At 73.6% G+C, this 25,003-nt stretch carries 21 protein-coding genes and 3 pseudogenes; 10 read left to right on the forward strand and 14 right to left on the reverse strand.

All coding sequences use genetic code 11. The features are described 5' to 3' along the window. The first annotated feature begins 69 nt into the window (after positions 1-69). Complete coding sequence (locus AB0M03_RS23495; RefSeq protein ID WP_363493904.1) at positions 70-2,322, forward strand: glycosyl hydrolase family 18 protein; 2,253 nt, start codon at positions 70-72, stop codon at positions 2,320-2,322. An 18-nt stretch (positions 2,323-2,340) separates the two neighbouring features. Here AB0M03_RS23495 and AB0M03_RS23500 read toward each other — a convergent pair whose 3' ends face one another. The 7 genes from AB0M03_RS23500 to AB0M03_RS23530 all read right to left on the reverse strand — a co-directional run bounded on the left by AB0M03_RS23500 (position 2,341) and on the right by AB0M03_RS23530 (position 10,002). Next, positions 2,341-3,030, reverse strand: coding sequence for a spermidine synthase (locus tag AB0M03_RS23500; RefSeq protein ID WP_363493906.1), 690 nt, complete (start codon positions 3,028-3,030; stop codon positions 2,341-2,343). Positions 3,031-3,081: 51 nt separating this feature from the next. After that, positions 3,082-4,158, reverse strand: a complete 1,077-nt coding sequence (locus AB0M03_RS23505) for a putative sulfate exporter family transporter (RefSeq protein ID WP_363493908.1) — start codon at positions 4,156-4,158, stop codon at positions 3,082-3,084. A gap of 5 nt (positions 4,159-4,163) precedes the next feature. After that, complete coding sequence (locus tag AB0M03_RS23510; protein WP_363493962.1) at positions 4,164-4,775, reverse strand: cysteine dioxygenase family protein; 612 nt, start codon at positions 4,773-4,775, stop codon at positions 4,164-4,166. A gap of 183 nt (positions 4,776-4,958) precedes the next feature. After that, a complete protein-coding gene (locus tag AB0M03_RS23515; RefSeq protein WP_363493910.1) occupies positions 4,959-5,864 on the reverse strand; it encodes a LysR family transcriptional regulator in 906 nt (301 codons plus the stop codon). A gap of 122 nt (positions 5,865-5,986) precedes the next feature. Further along, positions 5,987-6,247, reverse strand: a complete 261-nt coding sequence (locus AB0M03_RS23520) for a LapA family protein (protein WP_363493912.1) — start codon at positions 6,245-6,247, stop codon at positions 5,987-5,989. A 111-nt stretch (positions 6,248-6,358) separates the two neighbouring features. After that, positions 6,359-8,149 carry an ABC transporter ATP-binding protein gene (locus AB0M03_RS23525; RefSeq protein WP_363493914.1) on the reverse strand — a complete coding sequence of 597 codons (1,791 nt, stop codon included), beginning with the start codon at positions 8,147-8,149 and terminating at the stop codon, positions 6,359-6,361. After that, positions 8,128-10,002: an ABC transporter ATP-binding protein gene (locus AB0M03_RS23530; RefSeq protein ID WP_363493916.1), complete on the reverse strand. Its 1,875-nt coding sequence runs from the start codon at positions 10,000-10,002 to the stop codon at positions 8,128-8,130. The genes AB0M03_RS23525 and AB0M03_RS23530 overlap by 22 nt, the downstream gene beginning before the upstream one ends. A gap of 379 nt (positions 10,003-10,381) precedes the next feature. On the opposite strand from AB0M03_RS23530, the gene AB0M03_RS23535 reads away from it, so the two are divergent. Next, on the forward strand, positions 10,382-11,236 hold the full coding sequence (locus AB0M03_RS23535; RefSeq protein ID WP_363493918.1) for an aldo/keto reductase: 855 nt from the start codon (positions 10,382-10,384) through the stop codon (positions 11,234-11,236). A 125-nt stretch (positions 11,237-11,361) separates the two neighbouring features. Here AB0M03_RS23535 and AB0M03_RS23540 read toward each other — a convergent pair whose 3' ends face one another. Beyond that, entirely contained in the window at positions 11,362-12,198 is an 837-nt protein-coding gene (locus tag AB0M03_RS23540) for a MarR family winged helix-turn-helix transcriptional regulator (RefSeq protein WP_363493921.1), read from the reverse strand. Between the two features lie 503 nt (positions 12,199-12,701). Here AB0M03_RS23540 and fabG point away from each other — a divergent pair. From fabG to AB0M03_RS23560, 4 genes are all read left to right on the forward strand, one after another. Beyond that, positions 12,702-13,469, forward strand: a complete 768-nt coding sequence (fabG, locus tag AB0M03_RS23545) for a 3-oxoacyl-ACP reductase FabG (RefSeq protein ID WP_363493923.1) — start codon at positions 12,702-12,704, stop codon at positions 13,467-13,469. A 213-nt stretch (positions 13,470-13,682) separates the two neighbouring features. After that, positions 13,683-13,874 (forward strand): hypothetical protein, encoded by a 192-nt coding sequence (locus AB0M03_RS23550; RefSeq protein WP_030272071.1) that lies wholly within the window; start codon positions 13,683-13,685, stop codon positions 13,872-13,874. 100 nt (positions 13,875-13,974) lie between these two features. Then, positions 13,975-14,727 (forward strand): phosphatase PAP2 family protein, encoded by a 753-nt coding sequence (locus tag AB0M03_RS23555; RefSeq protein WP_363493925.1) that lies wholly within the window; start codon positions 13,975-13,977, stop codon positions 14,725-14,727. Between the two features lie 26 nt (positions 14,728-14,753). After that, complete coding sequence (locus AB0M03_RS23560; protein ID WP_363493965.1) at positions 14,754-15,029, forward strand: DUF6343 family protein; 276 nt, start codon at positions 14,754-14,756, stop codon at positions 15,027-15,029. An 18-nt stretch (positions 15,030-15,047) separates the two neighbouring features. Here AB0M03_RS23560 and AB0M03_RS23565 read toward each other — a convergent pair. After that, positions 15,048-16,480: pseudogene (locus tag AB0M03_RS23565) on the reverse strand (aldehyde dehydrogenase family protein). 234 nt (positions 16,481-16,714) lie between these two features. Between AB0M03_RS23565 and AB0M03_RS23570 the strand changes: the two are divergent. Next, a pseudogene (locus AB0M03_RS23570) lies at positions 16,715-17,505 on the forward strand (IclR family transcriptional regulator C-terminal domain-containing protein). A gap of 278 nt (positions 17,506-17,783) precedes the next feature. After that, positions 17,784-18,260 carry a hypothetical protein gene (locus AB0M03_RS23575; protein ID WP_363493927.1) on the forward strand — a complete coding sequence of 159 codons (477 nt, stop codon included), beginning with the start codon at positions 17,784-17,786 and terminating at the stop codon, positions 18,258-18,260. Positions 18,261-18,288: 28 nt separating this feature from the next. Here AB0M03_RS23575 and AB0M03_RS23580 read toward each other — a convergent pair. Beyond that, positions 18,289-18,645, reverse strand: a pseudogene (locus AB0M03_RS23580) (hypothetical protein); the annotation flags it as partial. Between AB0M03_RS23580 and AB0M03_RS23585 the strand changes: the two are divergent. Both AB0M03_RS23585 and AB0M03_RS23590 read left to right on the forward strand, forming a co-directional pair. Further along, positions 18,640-18,882 (forward strand): hypothetical protein, encoded by a 243-nt coding sequence (locus AB0M03_RS23585; protein WP_363493929.1) that lies wholly within the window; start codon positions 18,640-18,642, stop codon positions 18,880-18,882. The pseudogene AB0M03_RS23580 and the gene AB0M03_RS23585 overlap by 6 nt on opposite strands. Further along, complete coding sequence (locus tag AB0M03_RS23590; RefSeq protein ID WP_363493967.1) at positions 18,879-19,691, forward strand: NAD(P)-dependent oxidoreductase; 813 nt, start codon at positions 18,879-18,881, stop codon at positions 19,689-19,691. Before AB0M03_RS23585 ends, AB0M03_RS23590 begins: the two co-directional genes overlap by 4 nt. 170 nt (positions 19,692-19,861) lie before the next feature. On the opposite strand, the gene AB0M03_RS23595 is transcribed toward AB0M03_RS23590, so the two are convergent. The 4 genes from AB0M03_RS23595 to AB0M03_RS23610 form a co-directional block, all read right to left on the reverse strand. Continuing rightward, positions 19,862-21,259: an aspartate aminotransferase family protein gene (locus tag AB0M03_RS23595; protein ID WP_363493930.1), complete on the reverse strand. Its 1,398-nt coding sequence runs from the start codon at positions 21,257-21,259 to the stop codon at positions 19,862-19,864. Further along, positions 21,252-23,159, reverse strand: a complete 1,908-nt coding sequence (dxs, locus tag AB0M03_RS23600; RefSeq protein WP_363493932.1) for a 1-deoxy-D-xylulose-5-phosphate synthase — start codon at positions 23,157-23,159, stop codon at positions 21,252-21,254. The genes AB0M03_RS23595 and dxs overlap by 8 nt, the downstream gene beginning before the upstream one ends. Before the next feature lie 124 nt (positions 23,160-23,283). Further along, positions 23,284-24,309 (reverse strand): adenosyl-hopene transferase HpnH, encoded by a 1,026-nt coding sequence (hpnH, locus tag AB0M03_RS23605; protein ID WP_363493933.1) that lies wholly within the window; start codon positions 24,307-24,309, stop codon positions 23,284-23,286. A 2-nt stretch (positions 24,310-24,311) separates the two neighbouring features. After that, positions 24,312-24,977 carry a 1-hydroxy-2-methyl-2-butenyl 4-diphosphate reductase gene (locus tag AB0M03_RS23610; RefSeq protein ID WP_363493935.1) on the reverse strand — a complete coding sequence of 222 codons (666 nt, stop codon included), beginning with the start codon at positions 24,975-24,977 and terminating at the stop codon, positions 24,312-24,314. Between the last annotated feature and the right edge of the window lie 26 nt (positions 24,978-25,003).

Genomic DNA, 25,003 nt, shown 5'->3' on the forward strand with positions numbered 1-25,003 from the left:
CGCCCCCACAGGTAGCGGAGCCCCGGGCCGTACGCGGTCCGGCGTGCTCCCGGACAGGAGCTCTCACCCATGCGCAGACGTCGGTTCCGCCTTCCCCTGCTCGCCGCGGGGACCCTGCTCGCCCCGTTCCTCGCGGTGGCTCTTCCGGCCACCACGGCGCACGCCGCCACCGCCACCGCCACCTTCACCAAGGACCAGGACTGGGGCAGCGGTTACGGCGGCAGCTACACCATCACCAACGGCACCGCGAACGCCATCAACGGCTGGACCCTCGAGTTCGACCTGCCGGCCAACAACTCGGTGGCCTCGCTGTGGAACGCGAGCTACACGGTGGCGTCCTCGCACGTCACCGTGAAGAACCCGAGCTGGCAGCCGACCATCCCGGCCGGCGGCTCGTACAACTTCGGCTTCAACATCGCCTATTCGGGTGCGTACGCGCCGCTCGCCAACTGCAAGCTGAACGGCGCCCCGTGCGGCGGCGGGGGCGGCGACACCGCGCCGCCGTCCACCCCCGGCAACCTGACCGGGACGCTGAGCGGCAGCAACGGCGCGGCACTGTCCTGGACGGCCTCCACCGACAACGTCGGGGTGGCCGGCTACGACATCCTGGAGGGCACCACCAAGCGGGCCACCGTGACGGGCACCTCGGCCACGGTCACCGGGCTGTCGGCGGGCGCGCACAGCTTCACCGTGGTCGCCTTCGACGCGGCGGGCAACCGCTCCAACCCGGCCGGGCCGGTCACCGTGACCGTCCCGAACACCACCGACCCGCAGCCGCCGACCGTCCCCGGTACGCCGACGGTCACCGGCACCACGTCCAGCTCGGTGTCGCTCACCTGGGCCGCATCCACCGACAACGTCGGCGTGGTCGCCTACGACGTCTACAACGGCGGCACCATCGCCGCGACCGTCACCGGCACCTCGGCCACCGTCGGCGGCCTGGCCGCGGACACCTCGTACACCTTCACCGTGAAGGCCCGGGACGCGGCGGGCAACGCCTCGGCCGCCTCCGGCCCGGTCACCGCCCGCACCCAGATCGGCGGCGGGGGCGGCGGCAACCTGAAGATCGGCTACTTCACCCAGTGGTCGATCTACTCCCGCGGCTACAGCGTCAAGCAGTTGGAGACCTCGGGCACGGCCGGGAAGCTCACCACGCTCAACTACGCCTTCGCCAACATCCACCCGACCACCAAGCAGTGCTTCATCACCAACAAGGCGGCCGGCAACGACTCCGACCCGAACGCGGGCGACGGCGCCGGTGACGCCTGGGCCGACTTCGGCAAGGGCTGGGACGCGGGCAACTCGGTGGCCGGCACCACCGACACCTGGGACCAGCCGCTGGCCGGCAACTTCAACCAGCTCAAGCAGCTGAAGGCCAAGCACCCCAACCTGAAGATCCAGATCTCCCTCGGCGGCTGGTCGTACAGCAAGTGGTTCTCCGACGCGGCCGCCACCGACGCCTCCCGCAAGGCGCTGGTGAGCTCCTGCATCGACATGTACATCAAGGGAAACCTGCCGGTGATCGACGGCCGCGGCGGCGCCGGCTCGGCGGCCGGCATCTTCGACGGCATCGACCTCGACTGGGAGTGGCCGAACTCGGAGGGCCACCTCGGCAACATCTACAAGCCCGCCGACAAGGCCAACTACACCCTGCTGGCGCAGGAGTTCCGCCGCCAGCTGGACGCGCTCGGCACCACCACCGGCAAGCACTACACGCTGAGCGCCTTCCTGCCGGCCGACCCGGCGAAGATCTCCGCGGGCATCGACATTCCGGGCCTGTTCGGGGCGTTCGACTTCGCCACCATCCAGGGCTACGACTACCACGGCGCCTGGGAGACCACCACCAACCAGCAGTCGGCGCTCAAGCTGCCGGCCGGCGACCCGAGCCCCGCCAACCAGCGGTTCAGCTCCGAGATCGCCATCAACGCGTACGTCACGGGCGGCGCGCCGAAGAGCAAGCTGACCCTCGGCATCCCGTTCTACGGACGCGGCTGGCAGGGCGTGCCGCGCGGCACCACCAACGGCCTGTTCCAGACCTCGAGCGGCGCCGCCCCCGGCACCTACGAGGCCGGCTACGAGGACTACCACAAGCTCAAGGACATGGCCACGAGCGGCGGTTACACGATCTACCGGGACCCGGCGGCGGGCTTCGCCTACATCTACAACGGGAACGTCCTCTACACCTACGACGACCCGACGGAGATCGCCCGCAAGACCGCCTGGATCAAGGCGCAGGGGCTGGCGGGGGCCATGATCTGGTCCTTCGACGGCGACACTGCGAACGGCGAGCTCATGACCGCGGTGGACAACGGCCTGAAGTAGCCAGCGCAGGGGCGCACTTCACGCGCGGCGTGCCAGATGCACCACGTCCGGCACGCCGCGCGCCACCGCGATCTCGAGGGTGTGCACATCCTCGAACCCGGCCTCGCGCAAGGCCTGTTCGAAGGCGGCGGAGGGCTTCGCGCTCCATACCGCCAGCACACCACCGGAGTTGAGCCGGCGGCGTGCTGCCGCGAGGCCCGCCGGGCCGTAGAGGCCGTCGTTGGCCTCGTCGACCGTCCAGTCCGGCCCGTTGTCGATGTCGAGGCAGAGCGCGTCGTACGCCGGACCGGGCCCGGCCAGGTGCGCCACCAGGTCGGTGTGCAGCACGGTCACCCGGGGATCGGCCAGCGCCCCGGCCGAGATCGCGCCGAGCGGGCCGGTGCGGTGCCAGTCGATCACCGCCTCCTCGCGCTCGGCCACCGCGATGGCGCCCCAGCGCGGCTCGGCCGCCGCGTACGCCAGGGAGAACCCGACGCCGAGGCCGCCGATCAGCACCGACGGCCGCGGAGCGGCCAGCAGGTCGAGCGCGGCCTGCACGAGGAGCCGCTCGGAGCGGCCGTCCGCGGTGTCCATCAGGAAGCAGCCGTTGGCGATGATCTCCAGGTGCTCGCCGCGGCGGCGCAGCACCACCTCGCCGTGGGGGCCGTCCCGGCGGTCCAGCGTCACGGGGGCGGATGCGGCGCCGTCCCTGACGGGCGGTCGGTTCATCGCTGGCACCTTCGCGGGTCGATCAGGTCGGACGCGATCGACTGTATCCGCTCACCGCATCAGCAGGACACCGATATAGGACACCCCGGCCACCACCGCCCAGGAACCGAGCCCGAGCAGGGCGATCCGGCCCCCGGTGCGCGCCAGCGAGGGCAGGTCGACGGCGCTGCCGAGGCCGAACAGGGCTGCGGCAAGCAGGAGTTCGCGCCCGTCCTGGGCGAGGTCGAGGGCGTGCTGCGGCAGCAGGCCGGTGGAGCGCAGCCCGACCGCCAGCAGGAAGCCCAGCACGAACAGCGGCACCGGTGCCGGGCGGCGGGCGGCGCCGGTGCCCGCCGCGGCGGAGGCGGCCGCCCGCCCGTCCGCCCGGCCCGGCCGGACCCGGCGGGCGAGCGCGAAGGCCACTCCGGCGACCAGCGGTGCGAGGAGCAGCACCCGCATGAGCTTGACCACCACCGCCTCGCGCAGCGCCACCGGCCCCGCGGTCTGGGCGGTGGCCACCACCTGCCCCACGTCGTGCACGCTCGCCCCGACCCAGCGGCCGAAGCCGGGCGCGTCCAGCCCGAGCGGGTGGTGGAGCAGGGGCAGGACGGCGATGGCGAGGGTGCCACAGAGAGTGACCAGGGCGACCGAGGCGGCGACGTCCTCCTCGTCGCTGCCGGCGGTCTCGGCGACCGCGCCGATGGCGGAGGCGCCGCAGATCGAGTAGCCGGTGGCTACCAGCAGGGGCTGGTCACCGGGGAGGCCGAGGCGCCGGCCGAGCCACAGCGTCCCGGCGAAGGTGGCGGCGACCACGGCGAGCACCATGGCGACGGTCGCCCAGCCGAGGCCGAGCAGGTCGTCGAGGCCGAGGGCGAGGCCGAGCAGGACGATGCCGGCCCGCATCAGACGGCGGCCGGCCAGCGACAGCCCCGGACGGGCCGGGCCGCGGACGACCTGGCGCAGCCCCGGCAGGTGGGCGGCGGCCACGCCGAGCACGACGGCGGCGGTCAGCCGCGGGACGGCGGGCAGGGAAGCATGGACGCCCCAGGCGGCGGCGGTGCCGAGGCAGGCGAGGAGCAGGCCGGGGCCGGTGCGGGGCAGCAGCGGCGGGGCGGCCGGGCGGGCCGGGAGGCGCAGGCCGAGAGCCATCGGGCTCACACTCCGTCGGCGGACGGGCGCGGGTCGACGCAGGATCCGTCGGCGGCGGAGGGCCGCGGCTCGGCGGGCAGCCGGTAGATGCGCCGGATGCTGGTGGTGAGGCGGGCGATGTCGGCGCCGTAGACGTGGACGGAGAGCGCGGTGCCGGGGCCGGGGTTGCGGACGAGGTGGATGTCGCCGGGCGGGGCGAAGGCGGCGACCGTGCCCTGCGGGTTGACGGTCTCCTCGGTGAACTCCAGGCGCGCGGTCGGGCCGTCCGGGACGAGCCGGTAGCGCAGTTCGCTCTCCGTACCGCGGTGGACGCCGGCCACGCACCAGGCGACGTGGTCGTGGATCGGGGTCTGCTGGCCGGGAAGCCAGACCAGGGCGACGACGGAGAAGGAGCCGTCCTCCTCGGCGTGCACCAGGTGCTGGCGGTAGCGGGACGGGTCGCCCTGCTGCTGTTCGGCGGTGAGCAGGTCGTCGGGGCCGAGGTGCGGGGCGAGGCACTCGCCGACCAGGCGGGTGGTCTCGTCGGGGTGCAGACCTCGGCGGACGACGGCGCGGAGCTCGTCGATCAGCCGCTGCATCCGGGGTGTGCTGCGGCCTTCGGGTGCTGTGCGGGCCATGGGAAGAGCGGCGACGGCGGACGGCGGCACAGGTGCGGGAGCGGCGGCGCGGGCGGGGACGGCGGCTTGGTTCGCGGCGGTGGCCATGGAAGCAGCGTCGGACGCGCCATCCATCACGTCCAACGACAGTTCTTTGCGGTCCCCCCAACTCCCGCTTATGGATGCGGGACGCCGGCAGTGCCGTCAGCAGCCGGAACGGGCCGCGGCCGCCCTCTGCAGCTCGGCCAGCACGAGCGCGGTGGCCGGCACCCTCAGGTGCTCGCGGAGCACGTAGGCGAGGACCCGGCGGCGCTGGTGCGGCTCCACCACGCGTCCGGTGACCTTGGCGTGGCACAGGAAGGACAGCACCAGCGCGGGCATCAGCGCAATACCGACGCCGGCGGCGACCAGGCTCTGCACGGCGAGGTTGTCGTCGGTGGTGAAGACGATGTCCGGGGTCCAGCCCTCCTCGGCGCAGATGTGCAACAGGTTCGCCCGACAGCGCGGACAGCCCGCGATCCACCGCTCGCCGGCGAGGTCGGCGAGCCGAACGCCGTGCCGGCGGGCCAGCGGGTGGCCGACCGGGAGCAGGACGGTGAGCTGGTCCTCCAGCAGCGGTGTCTCCACCAGCTCGGGCGGGACCTCCACCGGCAGGCCCGGGTACTGGAAGGCCAGGGCGATGTCGCACTCGCCGCGCAGCAGCCGGTCCACGGACTCCGGCGGCTCGGCCTCCAGGAGTTCCACCCTGATTCCGGGGTGGTCGGCGAGCAGGCGGGCCATGGCCTGCGGGATGAGGGTCGCATTGGCGCTCGGGAAGGCGCACACCCGGACGCGGCCGGCGCGCAGCCGGGCGAGTGCGCCGAGCTGCTGCTGTGCGGAGGCGAGGCTGTCGAGGATCGTCTCCGCGTGCCGGGCGAGCGCCTCGCCCGCCTCGGTCAGCCGCAGGCCCCGCCCCGCCCGGGTGAACAGCGGCACGCCGACCGACCGCTCCAGGGCCTTCATCTGCTGGGTGATCGCCGGCTGCGTGTAGCCGAGCTCGCGGGCCGCCGCCGAGTACGAGCCGGAGGTGACCACCTGGTGGAACGTCCTGATGTGCCGTGAATCGAACACCAACGAATCATAAGCGGACGTTGGGGACGGATTCGACGGTGCGTCAGCTCGCGGTCACCGTAAGCGCTCCACGCCGGCCCGCGGCCGGGGCCGGCCCCGGCCGCGGGCCGGCCAGGGGCTGGTCACCTGTCGTTGCGGCCCCGGAGCAGCCAGCCGATCGCACCGCCGGCCAGCAGGGTGGCCAGCAGGGCGATCCACAGCGGCGCGGTCACACTGAACACCCAGAACTGGATCTTCACGTCGTCCAGATTGGCGAAGAGGAACCAGATCGCCAGCACCGCCACCACCGCGATGGCGATCACCCTGGTCGACACGCCCGCGATCTCGCCCCGCGGGCGCCGGCCGGACGACCCGCCCGAGGTACCACCGGAAGTCTTGGTCACACCATCAGTCTGCTCCGTTCGATCCGTTCTGTGGAGGTTTGCCCGTATCGCGCCGCCCGGTGCGACCCGGGCGGCGCAATGTCCGGCAGGCTCCGGCAGCGGCCGCCGGCGTCAGCGCTCGTCGCGCCAGGACCGCCAGAGCGCGGCGTACGGGCCGCCGGCCGCCACCAGTTCGCGGTGGCTGCCGTACTCGCTGATCCGCCCCTGCTCGACCACCGCGATCACGTCGGCGTCGTGCGCGGTGTGCAGCCGGTGCGCGATGGCGATCACGGTGCGCCCCTCCAGCACCCGGGAGAGCGAGCGCTCCAGGTGACGGGCGGCGCGCGGGTCGAGCAGCGAGGTCGCCTCGTCCAGCACCAGGGTGTGCGGGTCGGCGAGGACGAGCCGGGCGAGCGCCAGCTGCTGGGCCTGGGCCGGGGTGAGGGCGGTGCCGCCCGAGCCGACCTCGGTGTCCAGCCCCTCGGGCAGGGCGTCCGCCCACTCCTCGGCGTCGACCGCGGCGAGCGCTGCCCTCAGCTCCGTGTCGTCCGCCTCCGGCCGGGCCAGCCGCAGGTTGTCCCGGAGGGTGCCGACGAACACGTGGTGCTCCTGGTTGACCAGGGCGACCTCGGAGCGGACCCGCTCGGCGGGCATCGCCGCCAGTGCGGCGCCGCCGAGGGTGACCGAGCCGCGGCCCGGGGAGTAGATGCCGGCGAGCAGCCGGCCGAGCGTGGACTTGCCCGCGCCGGACGGCCCGACCAGGGCCACCCGGCTGCCGGGTGCGATGTCCAGGCTGATGCCGTGCAGCACGTCGGCGCCCTCGCGGTAGCCGAAGCGCACCTGCTCGGCCTGCACCCGCCGCCCGTCCGGGAGGAGGGTGTCGTCGGTGTCCGGGTCGGGCACCTCGCGGACCCCGACCAGCCGGGCCAGCGAGGCCTGCCCGATCTGCAGCTCGTCGTACCAGCGCAGGATCAGGTCCACGGGGTGCACGAGGGCCTGGGCGTACAGCACGCCGGCGGTCAGCTGCCCCACGCCGATCCAGCCCTGCACGGTGAACACCCCGCCCAGGGTGAGCGTACCGAGCACGGCCAGCGCGTAGGTCGCGTCCACCGTCGGGAACCAGACCGAGCGCAGCCACAGCGTGTACCGCTCCCAGGCGACCCACTCGCCGATCTTGCGGTCGGTCAGCCGGACGCGCCGGTCACCGAGGCGCAGCGTCTCCACGGTGCGGCCCGCGTCGACCGTCTCGGCGAGCACGGTGTTGACCGCCGCGTACCCGGCCGACTCGGCCCGGTAGGACTGCGGTGCGCGCCGGAAGTACCAGCGGGAGCTGACGAGCAGCAGCGGCAGGCCGATCAGTGCGGTGGCGGCGAGCAGCGGCGAGGTGAGCACCAGTGCGCCGAGCACCAGCACCACGGAGACCACGGCGACGGCGAGCTCGGGCACCGCCTCGCGGACGGACTTGGCGAGCCGGTCGATGTCGGTGGTGCCGCGGGAGACCAGGTCTCCGGTGCCGGCGCGCTCCAGCACGCCGGGCGGCAGGGCCACCGAGCGGACCAGGAAGTCCTCGCGGAGGTCGGCGAGGACCTCCTCGCCGAGGACGCCGCCGCGCAGCCGGGACAGCCCCATGAACACGGACTGGACGAGCAGTGCGGCGAGGTACCAGCCGACGGCGGCGAGGATGCGGCCCTCGGTGGTGCCGGTGGAGAGGGACTCCACCAGCGAACCGAGCACCCAGGGGCCGACCAGGCCGGCCAGGGTGGCGACCGAGTGCAGCACGACCACGGCGGCGAACCCGCCGCGGTGGCGCCGGGCGAGCAGGCGGACGTAGGCGCGGACGGTGGCCGGGCCGGCCACCGGGAGCATGGTGGCGGGCCCCTGCTCCTGGACGGTGGGGGGCTTCAGCCCTCGAGGGAGCCGCATGCCGCCTCCTTCGGGGTGTCGTCGTGCGGGGTGTCGTTCTGCTGGGCTTCGTTCTGCGGGGTGCTCGCGGCACGGGCGGGCGCCGGGGCGGACCCGGCGGCGTCCTCGTCGCGGGTCACCACGGCGCGGTACTGCGGGTGGTCGGCCAGCAGCCCGCGGTGGGTACCGACGGCGACGACCCGCGCGTCCTGGACGAGGACGACGGCGTCGGCCTGGTCCAGCAGCAGGGGGCTGGTGGCGAAGACCACCGTGGTGCGGCTGTCGCGCACCTTGCGCAGCCCGGCCGCGATCCGCGACTCGGTGTGGGCGTCGACCGCGCTGGTGGGCTCGTCCATGACCAGCACCGGCGGGTCGGCGACCAGCGATCGGGCCAGGGCGAGGCGCTGGCGCTGGCCGCCGGAGAGCGAGCGGCCCCGCTCGGTGATCCGGGCGGCCATCGGGTCTCCCCCGCATTCGGGCGAGCCGTCGACCAGGGCGTCCAGCACGTCCTCGGCGCGGGCGGCGGCGAGCGCGTCGGCGACGTCGACCCGGCCGGCACCGGGCACGTCGAGCAGTTCGGCGAGGGTACCGGAGAGCAGCACCGGCTCCTTGTCGTGGACGAGCACGGCGGCCCGGACGTCGGCGAGCGGCGCGCCGTCCAGCGGGACGCCGCCGAGCCGCACCGAGGGCTGCGGCTGCTCGTCCTCGGCGAGCGGGACGTGCCCGCCGAGCCGGGCGGCGAGCTCGCCGGCGAAGTCCGGGTCGCCGCAGACCACGGCGGTGAACCGGCCGGCCCGGGCGGTGAGCCCGGTGACCGGGTCGTGCAGGTCGCCCCGCTCGGGGCGGCCGAGGCTCTCGGTGAACTCCGCGCCGGGCGCGGTGCGGCTGAGCGCGAGGACGCGGGCCGCGCGGCCGGCCGACACCCGGGCGACCGACCAGGCGTGCGCGGCCTCGCCGAGGATGCGCAGCGGTGCGGCGAGGAAGGCCGTCGCTCCGTAGACGGCGACCAGCTCGCCGATGCCGAGGCGGCCGGTCGCGGCGAGGTGGGCGCCGTACCAGGTGACGCCGACGACGAAGAGGCCGGGCAGCAGGACCTGCTGGGCCTGCATCAGCGACCAGGTGCGGGCGGCACGGACGGCGGCCCGGCGGACCTTCTGCGAGGCGGTGCGGTACCGCTCGAGGAACAGTTCCTCGCCGCCGATGCCGCGCAGCACCCGCAGGCCGGCCACGGTGTCGGCGGCGAGCTCGGTGGCCTTCCCGCCGAGTGCGCGCTGCTCGGAGTAGCGCCGTTCGAACGGGCCGAGCAGCGGCCAGACGGCGACGGCGAGGACGGGCACGCCGAGCAGGACGGCGGCGCCGAGCAGCGGCTCGCGGACGAGCACCACCAGGCTGACCCCGAGCCAGACGAGGACGGCGGCACGGACGCGGGCCATCAGCTCCACGTACCAGCCCATCTTCTCGACGTCGCCGCTGCTGACGGCGACGACCTCGCCGGTGGCGATCCGGCGGGAGAGGCCGGCGCCGAGACCGGAGGCCCGGCGGGCGACGAGCTGGCGGATCTGCGCCGCGCAGGTGATCCAGTTCCACACGGCCTGGCGGTGCAGCAGCACGGTGCCGGTGGCCTGGAGGACGGCGAGCAGGACGGCGAGGCCGCCGGCCCGCCAGATGCCGGCGGTGTCGCCGTCGACGGCGGACTGGATGCCGAGGCCGAGGGCGAGCGGCAGGGCCGCCTGGCAGCCCATTTCGAGGACGCCCCAGCAGGTGGCGAGCACCTGGCCGCGCCGCTGGGCGCGGGAGAGCCAGCGCAGCAGGCCCAGCGGGGAGGAGAGGTCGGGACTGCCGGGGTCGTCCAGCGGCAGGTGTACGAGCGGCATGACGCTCCGTTACGGGGGTGGTACGGGCAGGTCGGGGCGCGCGGCCCGGGTCGCGGGCACGGCGGCATGGCCCGGCGCATGGTGCTGCCTGGGCTGCGGGGTGCGGTGGCGGGGCGGCCGGCCCGGTCGGGGGAGGCGGGGCGCCGCAAGGGGTTCAGGACGTCATGGTCACCGAGCGTGCCCGCCCGGCTGCGGGCCGCGCAACAGGTTTTCCGTCCGCACCGCCCTGTTCCGGCCAGGGCGGCGGGAAGCCCACCGGTTCGAGGGGCGCGAAGCTCACCGGTTCGAGGGAATGCGCGACCACCGGGGAATGTTCTCCTCCGGCCGCCGGTTGGTTGATTCCGGAAGTACTTGGACGACCAGGAGGGCACCCCTTCCCGTGAGCTCTATCCCCACCGTCACGCTCAACAACGGCGCGGTGATCCCGCAGCTCGGTTACGGCGTCTGGCAGGTTCCGGACGCGGAGGCCGTGCCCGCGGTCGGTGCCGCGATCGAAGCGGGCTACCGCTCGATCGACACCGCCGCCGTGTACGAGAACGAGACCGGCACCGGTGCGGCGATCGCCAAGTCCGGCGTCCCGCGCGAGGAGCTGTTCGTCACCACCAAGCTGTGGAACTCCGGCACCGCGGACTGGTCCGGGCCGCAGGGCCGGGACGCGGTGCTGCGCGCCTTCGACGAGTCGCTCGCCAAGCTCGGGCTGGACTACGTCGACCTCTACCTGATCCACTGGCCGCGCCCGATGCACGGCAGCTTCGGCAACATCTGGAAGGCCTTCGAGCAGCTGGCGGCGGACGGCCGCGCCAAGTCGGTCGGCGTCTCCAACTTCGGCCCGCAGCAGCTGGAGGTGCTGCTGCAGGAGAGCTCGGTGGTGCCGGTGCTCAACCAGGTCGAGCTGCACCCCTACTTCCCGCAGCAGGAGCTGCGCGCCTTCCACGCGCAGCACGGCATCGCCACCGAGGCGTGGAGCCCGCTGGGCCAGGGCAAGTCGCTGCTCGGCGAGCCGGCGCTGGCGGCGATCGCGGCCAAGCACGGCCGCACCCCGGCCCAGGTGGTGCTGCGCTGGCACCTGCAGAGCGGGATCATCGCGATCCCGAAGTCGGTCACCCCCGCGCGCATCAAGGAGAACCTCGACGTGGCCGGCTTCGAGCTGGACACGGAGGACATGGCTGCGATCGCCACGATCGACACCGGCAGCCGGATCGGTCCGGACCCGCAGGGCTTCGACTGGAACTGAGCCGGGCACGGCAGTCGGCCGGGAGGGCCGGCTGCGACACCCGGGTACGACCGAGGGCCGTCACTCCGCACAGGTGACGGCCCTCGGGGCGGCTGCCCGGCCACGGCCGTGCAGCTGCCGAATCGTTACAGCCCGGCGTCGAGGCGGGCGGTCTTGCCGAGCAGAGCCAGCGCCGGCTCGTGCTCGTGCGGTTCCAGCGGGGCGAGGAGCAGCTCCTGCACCTCGCGCACCCCGGCTGCCGACCGGTGCAGCAGATCCTGCCCGGCGGGCGAGAGCGACAGCAGGTTGCGGCGGCCGTCCGAGGGGTCGCGGCGCCGGAGCACCAGGCCGCGCCGGACGAGCCGGCTGACCATCTCGGCCATCGTCGCCTTGTCGAGCGAGGCGAGCTCGCCGACCGTGCGCTGGTCCGCACCCGGCTCGGCCTCCAGCGCTTCCAGCACCGCATACTGGGGCGCGGTCAGCTCGGCGCCGACCTTCTCGGACCAGAGCTTGGTGTGCACCTGCTGGGCCACCCGGATGAGGTAGCCGATCGCCCGCTGGGCGTCGAGCAGCGGGCGGGCGTCGGTCAGTGCGGCGACCGCGGCCGGTTCGAGGCGGGCTATCTTGGCCATGACCCGGACGATCTCGATCTGCTCGTCGGGTGTGAGCGGCTCGAAGAGCGTCCGCTGCACGCGGACGACTCCGCCGGTGGCCTCGCGGACCGCCTGGGCGCCGTTCTGAGACAGGGCCAGCAGCTTGCGCCGGCCGTCGGCCGGATCGCGGCGGCGCAGCACCAGGCCGCGCCGGACGAGACGGGCGACCATCTCGGCCATCGTCGCCTTGTCCAGCGAGGCCCGTTCGCCGACGGTGCGCTGATCGGCACCGGGCTCGAGGGCGAGCGCGAGGAGTACGGCGAACTGCGGAGCCGTCAGATCGGCTCCGACGTGCTCGGACCACAAGCGGGTGTGCACCTGCTGGGCCACGCGGATGAGGTGTCCGGGCGACTGCTGCAGTCGACCGGCCACTCGGGTTGTCGGGATCTCCCCCAGCACCATGAAATCCGTCCCGGTGTCACGCTCGGTGTGTGTGGGACACCCGAGCGGGGCAGTAACGGCGAGTAAGCGTCCCGCTGTGTGGGAGGGCGCGTCAGCCGTGCAGCCGGTGGCTGCTGGCGCACACTATACAAACGGTCGAGCCGCCCTGGCAGGCAGGGGCTGATAGTAGTCGCATGTTCGGCAAAGTTGGCATATTTCCGCCACCTGTCGGGCCCACGACAGGTCGGGTTTCCCCCGTCCGGCCGCGGCCCGTCCTCACCCTCCGTCACCTGCGGCTCTGCACCCTGGCCCGCGAGACTACCCGCCGGTAGGGTGTGCGCGCAGCGCGCTGTGTACCACCTTTCGCCCCGGGCCCGCCCTGCCGGGGCACGCGGGTCGGCCGCCGCCTCGGTGCTGGCCCGCCCCCACCACCGAGAGAGACGAGTACGAGCATGACCGAGCAGTCCACCTCCACCCGGGTCGCCGTCGTCACCGGCGGGGCCCGCGGCATCGGTGCCGCCACCGCGCTCCGGCTGGCGGCCGACGGCTACGCCGTCGCCGTGGTCGACCTGGAGGAGTCCGCGGGCAAGCAGACCGTGGACGCGATCGTCGCTGCGGGCGGCCGGGCGCTCGCCGTCGGCGCCGACGTCTCCGACGCCGAGCAGGTGCAGGCCGCCGTCGACCGGATCGCGGCCGAACTCGGCGCTCCCGTGGTGCTGGTGAACAACGCCGGCGTGCTGCGCGACAACCTGCTCTTCAAGATGTCCGAGTCGGACTGGGACACCGTCATGAACGTGCACCTCAAGGGTGCGTTCCTGATGACCCGTGCGGTGCAGAAGCACATGGTGGACGCCGGTTTCGGACGGATCGTCAACCTCTCCTCCTCCTCGGCGCAGGGCAACCGCGGCCAGGCCAACTACTCCTCCGCCAAGGCCGGCCTGCAGGGCTTCACCAAGACCCTGGCGATCGAGCTCGGCAAGTTCGGCATTACGGCCAACGCGGTCGCCCCCGGCTTCATCGCCACCGACATGACCGCGGCCACCGCCGCCCGGGTCGGCATGGAGTTCGAGGCGTTCAAGCAGGCCGCCGCCACCCAGATCCCGGTGAACCGGGTCGGCACCCCCGAGGACGTCGCCAACACCATCTCCTTCCTGGCGAGCGAGGGCGCGGGCTTCGTCTCCGGCCAGGTCGTGTACGTGGCCGGCGGCCCGCTCGACTGACCCCTTCCACCGCCGCCGGGGCGCGCAGCCCCGGCGGCGGTGCGGCCCGGGAACTGCACCGACGACCGACGGCCAGAGCGTCGCAGTGCGCACAGGCCCCCGGATGGTCCACACTCGGTAGCAGACGTCCGCTGCCCCGACGGGGCCGCGGAGCCGGAGCCGCCCGCGCCGGTTCGACGGCACGGCCGGCATACGTACCACCCGGAGGCCTCCATGTCCGAGTCCACTGACAGCCGATCGATGCCCACCCCGGACCACCTGCTGCACACCGGTGCCGAACACCCCGTCGACCCCGAGGACCTGGTGATGGCCTCCGGCCGCACCCCGACCCCGGAACTGATCGAGAAGGCGCGGCAGGACCTCCAGAAGTACGGACGGGTCGCCGTGGAGCGCCTGCTCCCCTGATCAACGCCCGAGCAGGCCCCGGGAGGCCCCGCATCCGCGGGGCCTCTCCCCGTTCCGCCCCCTGCCCGTCCCCCGGTCGGCGGACGGGTAGGGTCAGGGGGTGCAAGCCTCGATCCGACCCTCCCTCGACCTGCAGCCCGTGCCCCTGCCGCCGGAGGCCCCCGCACGGGCCCGGATCGGCCGCGGACGCGTCCTGCTGATCGCCGCGACCGCGCTGGTGTACGCGGCCGTCGTGGTCGGAGTGCTCGCGGACACCGCCCTGGTCCGGCTGGACTGGTGGCTGGAGTTGCTCAAGCCGTACAAGCGGTGGCCGGAGGTGCGGCCGCTGCTCGACGTGTGGATCGTGGCCGGCCAGCGCGGGCCTTCGGCGATCGCGGCCTGCCTCTGGCTGGGCTGGCGCTCGTACCGGACGCGGACGGTACGGCCGCTGCTGGTGATGGGGGCGGCGCTGCTGCTCCTCAACATCACGGTCGGCGGCGTGAAGATCCTGACCGGCCGGCTCGGCCCGCACTACGCGCACTTCATCGACTCCCCCGAGCTGTTCGCCGGAGGCACGATCTTCCCCTCCGGGCACACCGCCAACGCGGTGGTGACCTGGGGCGTGCTGGCCTACCTGGCAGTGCGGTGGCGGCGGACGGGAGCACTGCTCGCCGGCCTGACGGCGGCGTCGATCGGCCTCACCACCGTGTACCTCGGCACCCACTGGATCTCGGACGTGGCCGCCGGCTGGACGGCCGGCCTGCTGGTGCTGCTGGCCCTGCCGCTCGCCGAACCCCTGGTCGAGGCGGCCAACCGGTGGGTCACCGCGCTCTACCACGGCCCGACCCGCAGGAACGGGCCCACCGCGCCCTAGGCTGGAAGGGGCGGGAGGTGAGTGCCATGCGTCCGGCGAAGACACCCCGGTACTGGCGCAGCGGCACCGAGCCGGCGACCGCGCGCAGTGACCTGAAGCTGCGCTTCCTGCTCTCGGTGATCTTCGTGCCGGTCTTCGCGCTGATGACGATCGGGTTCGCCCTGTGGGCCTCGCGCAACAGCTCCTCCGACATCCCGAGCAGCGGGACGCTGACGGTGTTCGCGGTCTGCTCCGGGGTGCTGATGCTGCTGGCGCTGACGGACCTGTGGGTGGTGGTCCGCCGGCGCCGGACGGAGCTGTGAGCGCGGAGCTCCGGAGGATCAGGCCTCGCGGCGGCCGTCGACGAGCCGCGGCAGGCCCGGCGGGTCGGCGTCGTGCGGCTCCGGCGGCAGCAGTGCCTGCGGGGTGTTCTGGTAGCTGACCGGGCGGAGCCGGCGTTCGATCGCGGTGGCGCCGACCGAGGTCGAGGTGGAGGTGGTGGCCGGGTAGGGGCCGCCGTGCTGCATGGCGGGGGCGACGGCGACACCGGTCGGCCAGCCGTCGACGACCAGCCGCCCCGCGAGCGGGACGAGTCGCTGTAGCAGGGCCGCCGCCTCGGGCCCGCGCTCGTCCGCGGCGAGCTGGACGGTGGCGGTGAGGTTGCCGTCCAGCCGGGCGAGGACGGACTCCGGCTCGGCCGCGTCCCGGTAGCGGACGAGGACGGTGACCGGGCCGAAGCACTCCTCGAGCAGCGGCTCGGCGAGTTCGCCGGCGGCGACCGCGAGGATTCCGGCGCGGACGGCCGGCGGCGCGCCCTCGACGGCCTCCGCGCCACCGGCGAGCAGTACCTCGACGCCGGGGTGCGCGGCGCGTTCGCGCACGCCCTCCAGGTAGGCCTCGCGCATCCGCGGGTCGAGCATCGGGGCGGCGGGTGCCTGTGCGGCGGCGACCACGGCCTTCTCGACCCCGGGCTCGGCGGCCGGGACGAGGACCAGGCCGGGCTTCACGCAGAACTGGCCGTTGCCGAGAGTGAAGGAGCCGGCGAGTCCGGCGCCGATCTCCTCGGCCCGGGTGGCTGCGGCCCGCTCGGTGACGACGACCGGGTTGAGGCTGCCGAGCTCGCCGTGGAAGGGGATCGGCCGGGGCCGGGCCGCCGCCATGTCGTACAGGGCGCGGCCGCCGCGCACCGAGCCGGTGAAGCCGACGCGGCGGTGAGCGGGTGGCGGACGAGTGCGGGGTCGGCCTCGAAGCCGTGCACCAGGCGGAGCACGTCCGCGGCCAGGCCGACGGCGGTCGCGGCCTCACGGACCAGCCGTGCGGTGAGCTCACCGGTGGCCGGGTGGTCGGGGTGCGCCTTGACGACGACCGGGCAGCCGGCGGCGAGTGCGCCGGCGGTGTCGCCGCCGGCGACGGAGAAGGCGAGCGGGAAGTTGCTCGCGGAGAAGACCGCGACGACGCCGAGCGGCAGCTTCATCCGGCGCAGGTCGGGGCGGCCGAGGGCCGGGTCGGCATGGTCGATGACCAGGCCGAGGTGGGAGCCCTCGGCGAGCTGGTCGGCGAAGGCTCGCAGCTGGTAGGTGGTGCGGGCGAGCTCGCCGGTGAGCCGGGCGGTGCCGAGTGCGGTCTCGGCGTCGGCGGTGGCGGTGATCCCGCCGGCGGCGGCGTCCAGTCGGTCGGCGGCGGCGCGCAGGAGCTCGGCGCGGCGTGTGCGGTCGGCGAGCGCCGGGAGGGTTGCGGCGGCGCGGACGGCGGTGTCGACGGCGTCGGCCTCCACGGCGACCGGGCCGCGGGATGCGCCGGTCCGCGGGTCGGTGGAGTGGACGGGGCGGGCTGGGCGTCGTCGGTGTGCACGCGGGCCTCCTCAGCACGGTGCCGGTCGGGTAGCGTCCGCCGTACGGGGCGTGACGCGGGCCTGTCTCCCACACCATGAATCCGTTCAGCATGCTGAACGTGATACGGCTATTTGAATTCGCGGGACGATACGCCGCGTGACGGAAGGGTCAAGGACATGCCCTCGCCGAACGACGCCGCCACCGGCGGCGCCCAGGTCAAGTCCGCGGTGCGCACCGTGGAGCTCCTGGAGTACTTCGCCGGGAACACCGGCATGCACAGCCTCGCCGAGGTGCAAGAGCAGACCGGCTACCCCAAGTCCAGCCTGTACATGCTGCTGCGCACCCTGGTCGAACTGGGCTGGGTGGAGACCGACGCCACCGGCACCCGGTACGGCATCGGGGTGCGGGCACTGCTGGTCGGCAGCTCGTACATCGACGGCGACGAGGCGGTGGCGGCGGCCCGGCCCACGCTGGACCGGCTGGCCGACGACACCGGCGAGACCATCCACCTCGCCCGCCTGGACGGCACCGACGTGGTGCACCTGGCGGGCCGTCAGTCCCAGCACAGCCTGCGGCCGTTCACCCGGATCGGGCGGCGGCTGCCCGCGTACAGCACCTCGCACGGCAAGGCACTGCTCGCCACCCGGACGGACGAGCAGATCCGCCGGCTGCTGCCGGAGAAGCTGGAGCCGGTGACCGAGCACACCCACACCGACCGTGAGGAACTGATCGAGGAGCTGCACCGGATCCGCGAACTCGGCTACGCCGTCGACCGAAACAGCGGCGGAGCGTGTCGCCCCCGGTGCGCACCACCGCCCGCGGCCCACCGACCCCCGGAGCCCGCCATTTCGACGCCGACGGCCGGGCCCTCGCCTCGCACGGCGCCCACCCGCAGGCGATGCGCGACCTCGCCGCGGCCGAGCGGGTGCCGCTCCTCGACCTGCAGGCGCTCAGCCTGGCGCTGTGACAGCAGCTCGGCCCGGAGGGCACCAAGGCGTACTTCCTGTGGCGGGAACCCGGTGGCAACTACCCGGACGGGGCCGCCGACGACACGCACTTCCAGGCGCACGGGGCGATCGAGGCGGCCCGGCTGGTCGCCGCCGACCTGCACCGGCAGCACCTGCTGCCGCCCGGCTTGCTGCGCGGCCTCGGGCGGCCCGTCCCGGACGACCGACCGGTGTGGCCGCCCACGATCTGAGCGCCACCCCCTCCCCTGATCGGCGGGGGCATGACAGTCTGTCCGCCATGCGCACCCGTACCCTCACCGCGGCCCTGGCCGCCGCCGCCGTGCTCGGCCTGGCCGGCTGCTCCTCCAGCGGCTCGGCCCCGAAGGCCGACCCGGCTGCCGGGCCCGCCACCGCCACCACCGCTCCGGCCGCCTCCGGCACCGGCGCCGCCCAGGACACCGCGGCCAGCCCCAAGCCGGCCCCGCCCTCGGACGCCGGACTGCCCGCGAAGCCGGACTCCGGCACCGCCGACAAGCTGGTCGCGGCGCTGAAGGCACTCGACCCGGACATCGTCTCCCGCGGGCCCGAGGCCACCGTGGAGGCGGCCCGCAAGCAGTGCCAGGCCGTCTACAACTTCCCCAAGGACCACGCCAAGCTGGTCGAACTCACCGGCCAGAACTTCACCTCGGCCGCCCACCCCAAGGGCTTCGGCCCCGAGACCTCGGAGAAGATCCTCACGGCCCTGCAGGCCTCCGGCCTCTGCACCAAGTCCTGACGGAGACACCCCCGAGCTGAGCGGGTGATCACAGGGGTGCGGGGGGACTGCGCGAATCGGAAGGTGCGGTGCCGCACCTCCCGCCCGCACAGCTCCCCGCGCCCCTAAAGCCCTCTCGGCGCAGCAACGCCCGAACGGCCTCCAGATCCGAGTCCGAGGCCAACCCCGCATGGTAGAGCCGTAGTTCGTCCGCACCAGGCACCGCCGCCGGCGCAGCCCCACCCATCCCCGCCACCACCGGCAGGTTGGCCGCCAGGCCCGTCCCGGGGCGGCGGTGCGGTGCGGCGAGCGGCAGTGTCCTGGCCTGCTCGGGCAGCACCAGCCCGTCCGCGAACTCCAGCACCCTGGCGGTGTCCACTCCGGGGTTGAGCCCCGACCGGTGCGGCAGGTGCACGGCAACGGCTCCGGCAACCTCTCGCTGCTCGGCGCCACCACCAACGGCCGCTGGTACGAGCGCGGGCTGCTCCACCCGCACACCGACTTCGACGCCGTGCCACCGCACCTCCACGCCCTCGTCGACGCCATGGACGAGCATGGCATCGTCCGACCGCCCGCACGGCCGGGCCTCGGCGACCACTTCGACCCCGACCACATCAAGCGCCACACGATCACCACGGACTGACGATGCCACAGACCATCCTGCTCACCGGCGCCGCCGGCGGCGTCGGCACCATGCTGCGCGAACTGCTGCCCCCGTACGGCCACCGCCTCCGGCTCGCCGACCTCGCCCCGATCCCCGGCGAGCCCGACGCCCTCGCCTTCGACCTGCGCGACGCGGACGCCGTCCGGGAGGCCGTCCGCGGCGTGGACGCCGTCGTCCACCTCGGCGGCATCTCGCTGGAGGACACCTTCGCCCACATCCTCGGCGCCAACATCGAAGGCACCTACCACCTCTACGAGGCCGTCCGGCTGGAGAGGGTGAAGCGGGTGGTCTTCGCCAGCTCCAACCACGCCGTCGGATTCACCCCGCTGCAGGGCCTCGGCCCCGGCGGCAAGGGCCTGATCGGCACCGACGTACCGCCGCGGCCCGACACCTACTACGGCCTGTCCAAGGTCTTCGGCGAGGGCCTGGCGCAGCTCTACGCCGACAAGTACGGGGTGGAGAGCGTCTCGATCCGGATCGGCTCCTGCTTCCCGAAGCCGCGCTCCACCCGGATGCTCTCCACCTGGCTGAGCCCCGCAGACTGCGCCCGGCTGGTGCACGCCGCACTCACCGCCCCGGTCGACGGGCACGTGGTGGTGAACGGCATCAGCGCCAACACCCGCGCCTGGTGGGACCTCGCCCCGGCCCGCGCGCTCGGCTACGAGCCGCAGGACGACGCCGAGGCGTACGCCGCCGAGGTCCTCGCCGAACACGGCGAACTGCCGCCGGACGGCGTGGACGCCCGGCTGCTCGGCGGCGGCTTCACCGAGATCGAGCCACCGCGCTAATACCCCCAGGGGCGCGTGGGGGCACCTCCCGGCCGAAGGCTGGGGGAGAACTGCGCGGTCCGGGAGTGGTTCTCCTGACGAAATCCGGCTCACCCCTGGTTCGCACAGCAGCCCACATCCGAATTGCGCAGTTCCCCGCGCCCCTGAATTGACCAGCCCGTGGGGCGGGTTCAGCGCCCGCCGACCGCCTGCTTGACCAGGGTGCGGCCGAAGTCCCACATCAGGCCGCTGCCCCGGTGCGCCTCGTCCATCACCTGGGTGAAGGCCGCGACGAAGCGGTCGACCTCCTTCTCGGTGACGATCAGCGGCGGGATCAGCTTGATGACCTCCAGGTGGTCGCCGGAGACCTGGGTGAGGATGCGGTGCCGCTGCAGCAGCGGCACCACCACCATCTGTGCGAACAGCCCCTTGCGGGCGGCCTGCAGGGCCGTCCAACCGGTGCGCAGCTTCAGCGACTTCGGCCGGCCGAACTCGATGCCGATCATCAGGCCGCGGCCCCGCACGTCGGCCAGCAGCTCGTACCGGTCGACGAGTTCGGCGAGTCGGCCGCGCAGGAGCTCGCCGACCTTCCGCGCGTTCGCGACCACCTGCTCGTCGTCCATCACGTGCAGGGTGGCGAGGCCGGCCGCCATGGCCTGGGCGTTGGAGCCGAAGGACGCGGAGTGCACCAGCACCCGGTCCATCGAGGAGTACACCTTGTCGAAGATCCAGCCCTTGCCGAGGGTCGCCCCGACCGGCACGTAGCCGCCGGAGAGCGCTTTGGCCGCGCACACCAGGTCGGGCAGGACGCCCTCCTCGTGCTGGTAGGCGAAGAAGTCTCCGGTGCGTCCGATGCCGGTCTGCACCTCGTCGCAGATCAGCAGCGCCTTGTGGGCGTGCAGGAGTTCCTGGGCGGCGTGCAGCCAGCCGGGCGGGGCGGCGTGCACGCCCTTGCCCTGGATCGGCTCGACGATCAGGGCGGCGACGTCGCCCTTCTTCAACTCCCGTGCCAGGGCCGCGAGGTCGCCGAGCGGTACGGCGGTGTCGGGCAGCAGCGGCTCGAAGCCCTTGCGGAAGCCGCTCTCGCCGTTGACCGAGAGCGAGCCGGTGGTGAGGCCGTGGAAGGCGTGGTCGCAGTAGAGGATGCGCCGCCTCCCGGTGGCGCAGCGGGCGAACTTGAGGGCCGTCTCGACGGCCTCGGTGCCGCTGTTGCCGAAGAACACCCGGTCCAGGCCGGGGGCACGGGCGATCAGCTGCTCGGCGAGCAGGCCGGGCAGCGGGGAGCAGTCGAAGCGGGTGAGGTCGGGCAGGTCGAGGTCCATGACCTGCTGGACGGCGGCGCGGACCGCCGGGTGGTGCCGTCCGAGTGCGAAGATCCCGAAGCCGGCCAGCATGTCCAGGTACTCGTTGCCGTCGGCGTCGTAGAAGTACGGGCCCCGGGCGTGCTCGTAGTACTTGTCGAAGCCGATGGTGTGCAGCATCCGCGGCAGCTGCGGGTTGAGGTACTTGGCGTGCAGCTCGTAGCGCTCGGCGGCGCGGTCGGCGAGCAGGGCGGCGAGGTCGAGGCCCCCGGTGGGACGGTCAGCCATGGTGCTGGTTCGCTCCTCGGATCGGTAGCAACTGCTTGGCGTGGGCGGCGGTCTGGGCGGCGACGCCGGTGCCGGTGAGTCCGATCTCCTCGAGGATCTCACCGCGGCCGGCGTGGGCCAGGAACTCCTGCGGGATGCCGAGGTCGCGCAGCGGGGTGTCCACGCCGCCGTCGCGCAGGGCCTGGGCGATCGCGGCGCCGACGCCGCCGGCGCGGCCGTTGTCCTCGACGGTGACGACGAGGCGGTGGGCGGCGGCGAGGTCGACCAGGGCGGGGTCGACGGGCTTGACCCAGCGCGGGTCGACGACGGTGGCGGTGAAGCCCTCGGCGAGCAGCAGCGCGGCGGCGTCCAGGCAGGCCGGGGCCATGGCGCCGACGGCGACCAGCAGGATCTCGGGGGCGGGCCCGGTGGCGGCCAGGACGTCGACCCCGCCGACCCGGCGGAGGGCGGGCACGCCGGGGCCGAGGTCGCCCTTGGGGAAGCGCAGCACGGTGGGGGCGTCGGTGACCTCGACGGCCTCGCGGAGCTGGGTGCGCAGCTGTTCGGCGTCGCGCGGTGCGGCGAGCCGCAGGCCGGGGACGACCTGGAGGACGGACATGTCCCACATGCCGTTGTGGGAGGCGCCGTCGTTGCCGGTGACCCCGGCCCGGTCGAGGACGAAGGTGACGCCCAGCCCGTGCAGGGCGACGTCCATGAGGACCTGGTCGAAGGCGCGGTTGAGGAAGGTGGCGTAGACGGCGACGACCGGGTGCAGGCCGCCGGTGGCGAGGCCGGCGGCGCTGGCGACGGCGTGCTGCTCGGCGATGCCGACGTCGAAGGTGCGGTCGGGGTGGGCTGCGGCGAAGTCGGCGAGGCCGACCGGCTGGAGCATCGCGGCGGTGATGGCGACGATGTCGGAGCGTTCCTTGCCGAGTTCGACCATCTCGGTGCCGAAGACGGACGTCCAGGAGGTGCCGCCGGAGGGCGAGACGGGCAGGCAGGTGTACGGGTCCATGGCGCCGACGGCGTGGAAGCGGTCGGCCTCGTCCTGTTCGGCGGGGCGGTAGCCGCGGCCCTTCTGGGTGATGCAGTGGACGATGACCGGGCCGCCGAAGCGCTTGGCGCGGCGCAGCGCCTGTTCGACGGCGGCGATGTCGTGGCCGTCGATCGGGCCGACGTACTTGAGGCCGAGGTCCTCGAACATGCCCTGCGGGGCGAAGGCGTCCTTGAAGCCCTTCTTGGCGCCGTGCAGGGCGCCGAAGATGGGCGGGCCGACGACGGGGGTGCGCTGCAGGGCCTCCTTGCCCCAGGCGAGGAAGCGTTCGTAGCCGCGGGTGGTGCGCAGGGTGGCGAGGTGGTGGGCGAGGCCGCCGATGGTGCGGGCGTAGGAGCGTTCGTTGTCGTTGACGACGATGACCAGGGGGCGGTCGTCGGCCTCGGCGATGTTGTTGAGGGCCTCCCAGGCCATGCCGCCGGTGAGGGCGCCGTCGCCGACGACGGCGACGGTGTGCCGGTCGGTGCGGCCGAGCAGCTGGTTGGCCTTGGCGATGCCGTCGGCGTGTCCGAGGGCGGCGGAGGCGTGGGAGTTCTCGATGAGGTCGTGCTCGGACTCGGCGCGGGAGGGGTAGCCGGAGAGGCCGCCGCGGCCGCGCAGTCGGGTGAAGTCCTGGCGGCCGGTGAGGAGCTTGTGGACGTAGGCCTGGTGGCCGGTGTCGAAGAGGATGCGGTCGCGCGGGGAGTCGAAGACGCGGTGGACGGCGATGGTCAGCTCGACCACGCCGAGGTTGGGTCCGAGGTGGCCTCCGGTGCGGGTGACGGCGTCGATCAGGAAGTCGCGGATCTCGTCGGCGAGGAGTGGGAGGTCGCCGGCGGGCAGGCGTCTCAGGTCGGCGGGTCCCTGGATGGTGGACAGAAGTGACATGGCTTCACCTCGCGACTTCGTGGAGAGCGATGACCGTCTGTGTCCAGGGTGCGGCCGGGGCGGCCGGCTCGCCTGTTGTCCGCACGCCCGGGCGCGCGCCGGGGCGCACGCCGCGGGCGCGCGTTCAGTTGATCCGACCGGAGCCGAGGGTCTCCCGGGCTGCGCGCAGCGATTCCTTGAGGGAGCCCATGGTGGCGAGGACGGCGGTGGGCTCGTAGCCGCAGTGGGCCATGCAGTTGTCGCAGCGCGGGTCCCTGCCGCGGCCGTACTTGTCCCAGTCGGTGTCCTCGATGAGTTCCCGGTAGGTGGGGACGTAGCTGTCGGCCATCAGGTAGCAGGGGCGCTGCCAGCCGAAGAGGGAGTAGTTGGGGATGCCCCAGGCGGTGCACTCGAAGTCGGTCTTCCCTTCCAGGAAGTCCAGGAAGAGCGGGCTGTGGTTGAGCCGCCAGCGCCGCCGGTTGCCGCCGGCGAAGGCCTTGCGGAAGAGCTCCCTGGTCTGTTCGACGCCGAGGAAGTGGTCCTGGTCGGGCGCCTTCTCGTAGGCGTACGCCGGCGAGATCATCATCTCGTCGACCTTGAGCTCGTCGTTGAGGTAGTCGAGCACCTCGATGACGGTCTGCGGGGTGTCGGTGTTGAAGAAGGTGGAGTTGGTGGTGACCCGGAAGCCGCGCCGCTTGGCCTCCCTGATGGCCTCTACCGCCTCGTCGAAGGTGCCCTCCTTGGCCACCGAGGCGTCGTGCCGCTCGCGCAGGCCGTCGATGTGGACAGTGAAGGTGAAGTACGGCGAAGGAGTGAATCTGTCGAGCTTCTTGCGCATCAGCAGGGCGTTGGTGCAGAGGAAGACGTACTTGCGGCGGGCGACCAGCTGGCGCACGATCTCGTCGATCTGCGGGTGCATCAGCGGCTCGCCGCCGGCGATGGAGACCATCGGGGCACCGGACTCGAGCACGGCGCCGACCGCCTGGGCCACCGGCATCCGCTGCTTGAGCACCCCGGCCGGGTGCTGGATCTTGCCGCAGCCCTCGCAGGCCAGGTTGCACGCGTAGAGCGGCTCCAGCTCGACGATCAGTGGGAACTTCTCACGGCGCTTGAGCTTCTGTTGCAACAGGTAGGTGGACACGCGGATGGACTGACGCAGCGGCATGGCCATGGCTAACTCGCCTCCTGCGGGAGTGTCGAGGGCTGTGGTGGACGGGGTGCTGCGGTGGCGACCAGGCGGTGCCACTCGGTGAGACCGGGGACGGCGGCGCGCAGGGCCCGCCAGGCGCGCACCCCGGCCGGCAGGGTCCCCGGCCGGATCAGCTCGTGCTCGGGGGTGTCGACGACCACCCGCAGCACGGCGGCGGGCAGGTCGGGCCTCAGCTCGGCGCGGGCGGCGAGCACGGCGGCGGCCTCCATGTCGACGGCGAGGGCGCCGCGGGCGTGCAGGGCGCGGCGCTGGTCGCCGCGCACCACGTGGTCCGAGGTGTGGTGCAGCCCGGTGTGCGTGGTCAGGCCGCAGGCTTGCAGGGCCTTGGCGAGCGAGGGGGCCGACTCGAGTTCGAAGCGCCCGCCCTCGGTGTCGCGCACCGCGTCGGCGACGATGACCTCCCCGGGTTCGGTGCCGGGGGCGACGGAGGCGCCGAACCCGGCGACGACCAGGGCGCCGTACCCGCCGGTGGCGAGCAGCGCGCGCACGCTCCGGCCGGCTCTGGCGCGGCCGATGCCCGTCCGCACGAGGACGGGCGATCCGCCGATCGCCCCGGCCCAGTCGCCGCCGCGCAGGGCCCAGGCCTCCGGCCCGAGTGCGCACAGCACCAGCAACGGTTCACCGGTCATGGGTACCTCCGCTCGGCCCGGTGCAG

The organism is Kitasatospora sp. NPDC051914 (assembly GCF_040680995.1).
Lineage (GTDB): Bacteria > Actinomycetota > Actinomycetes > Streptomycetales > Streptomycetaceae > Kitasatospora.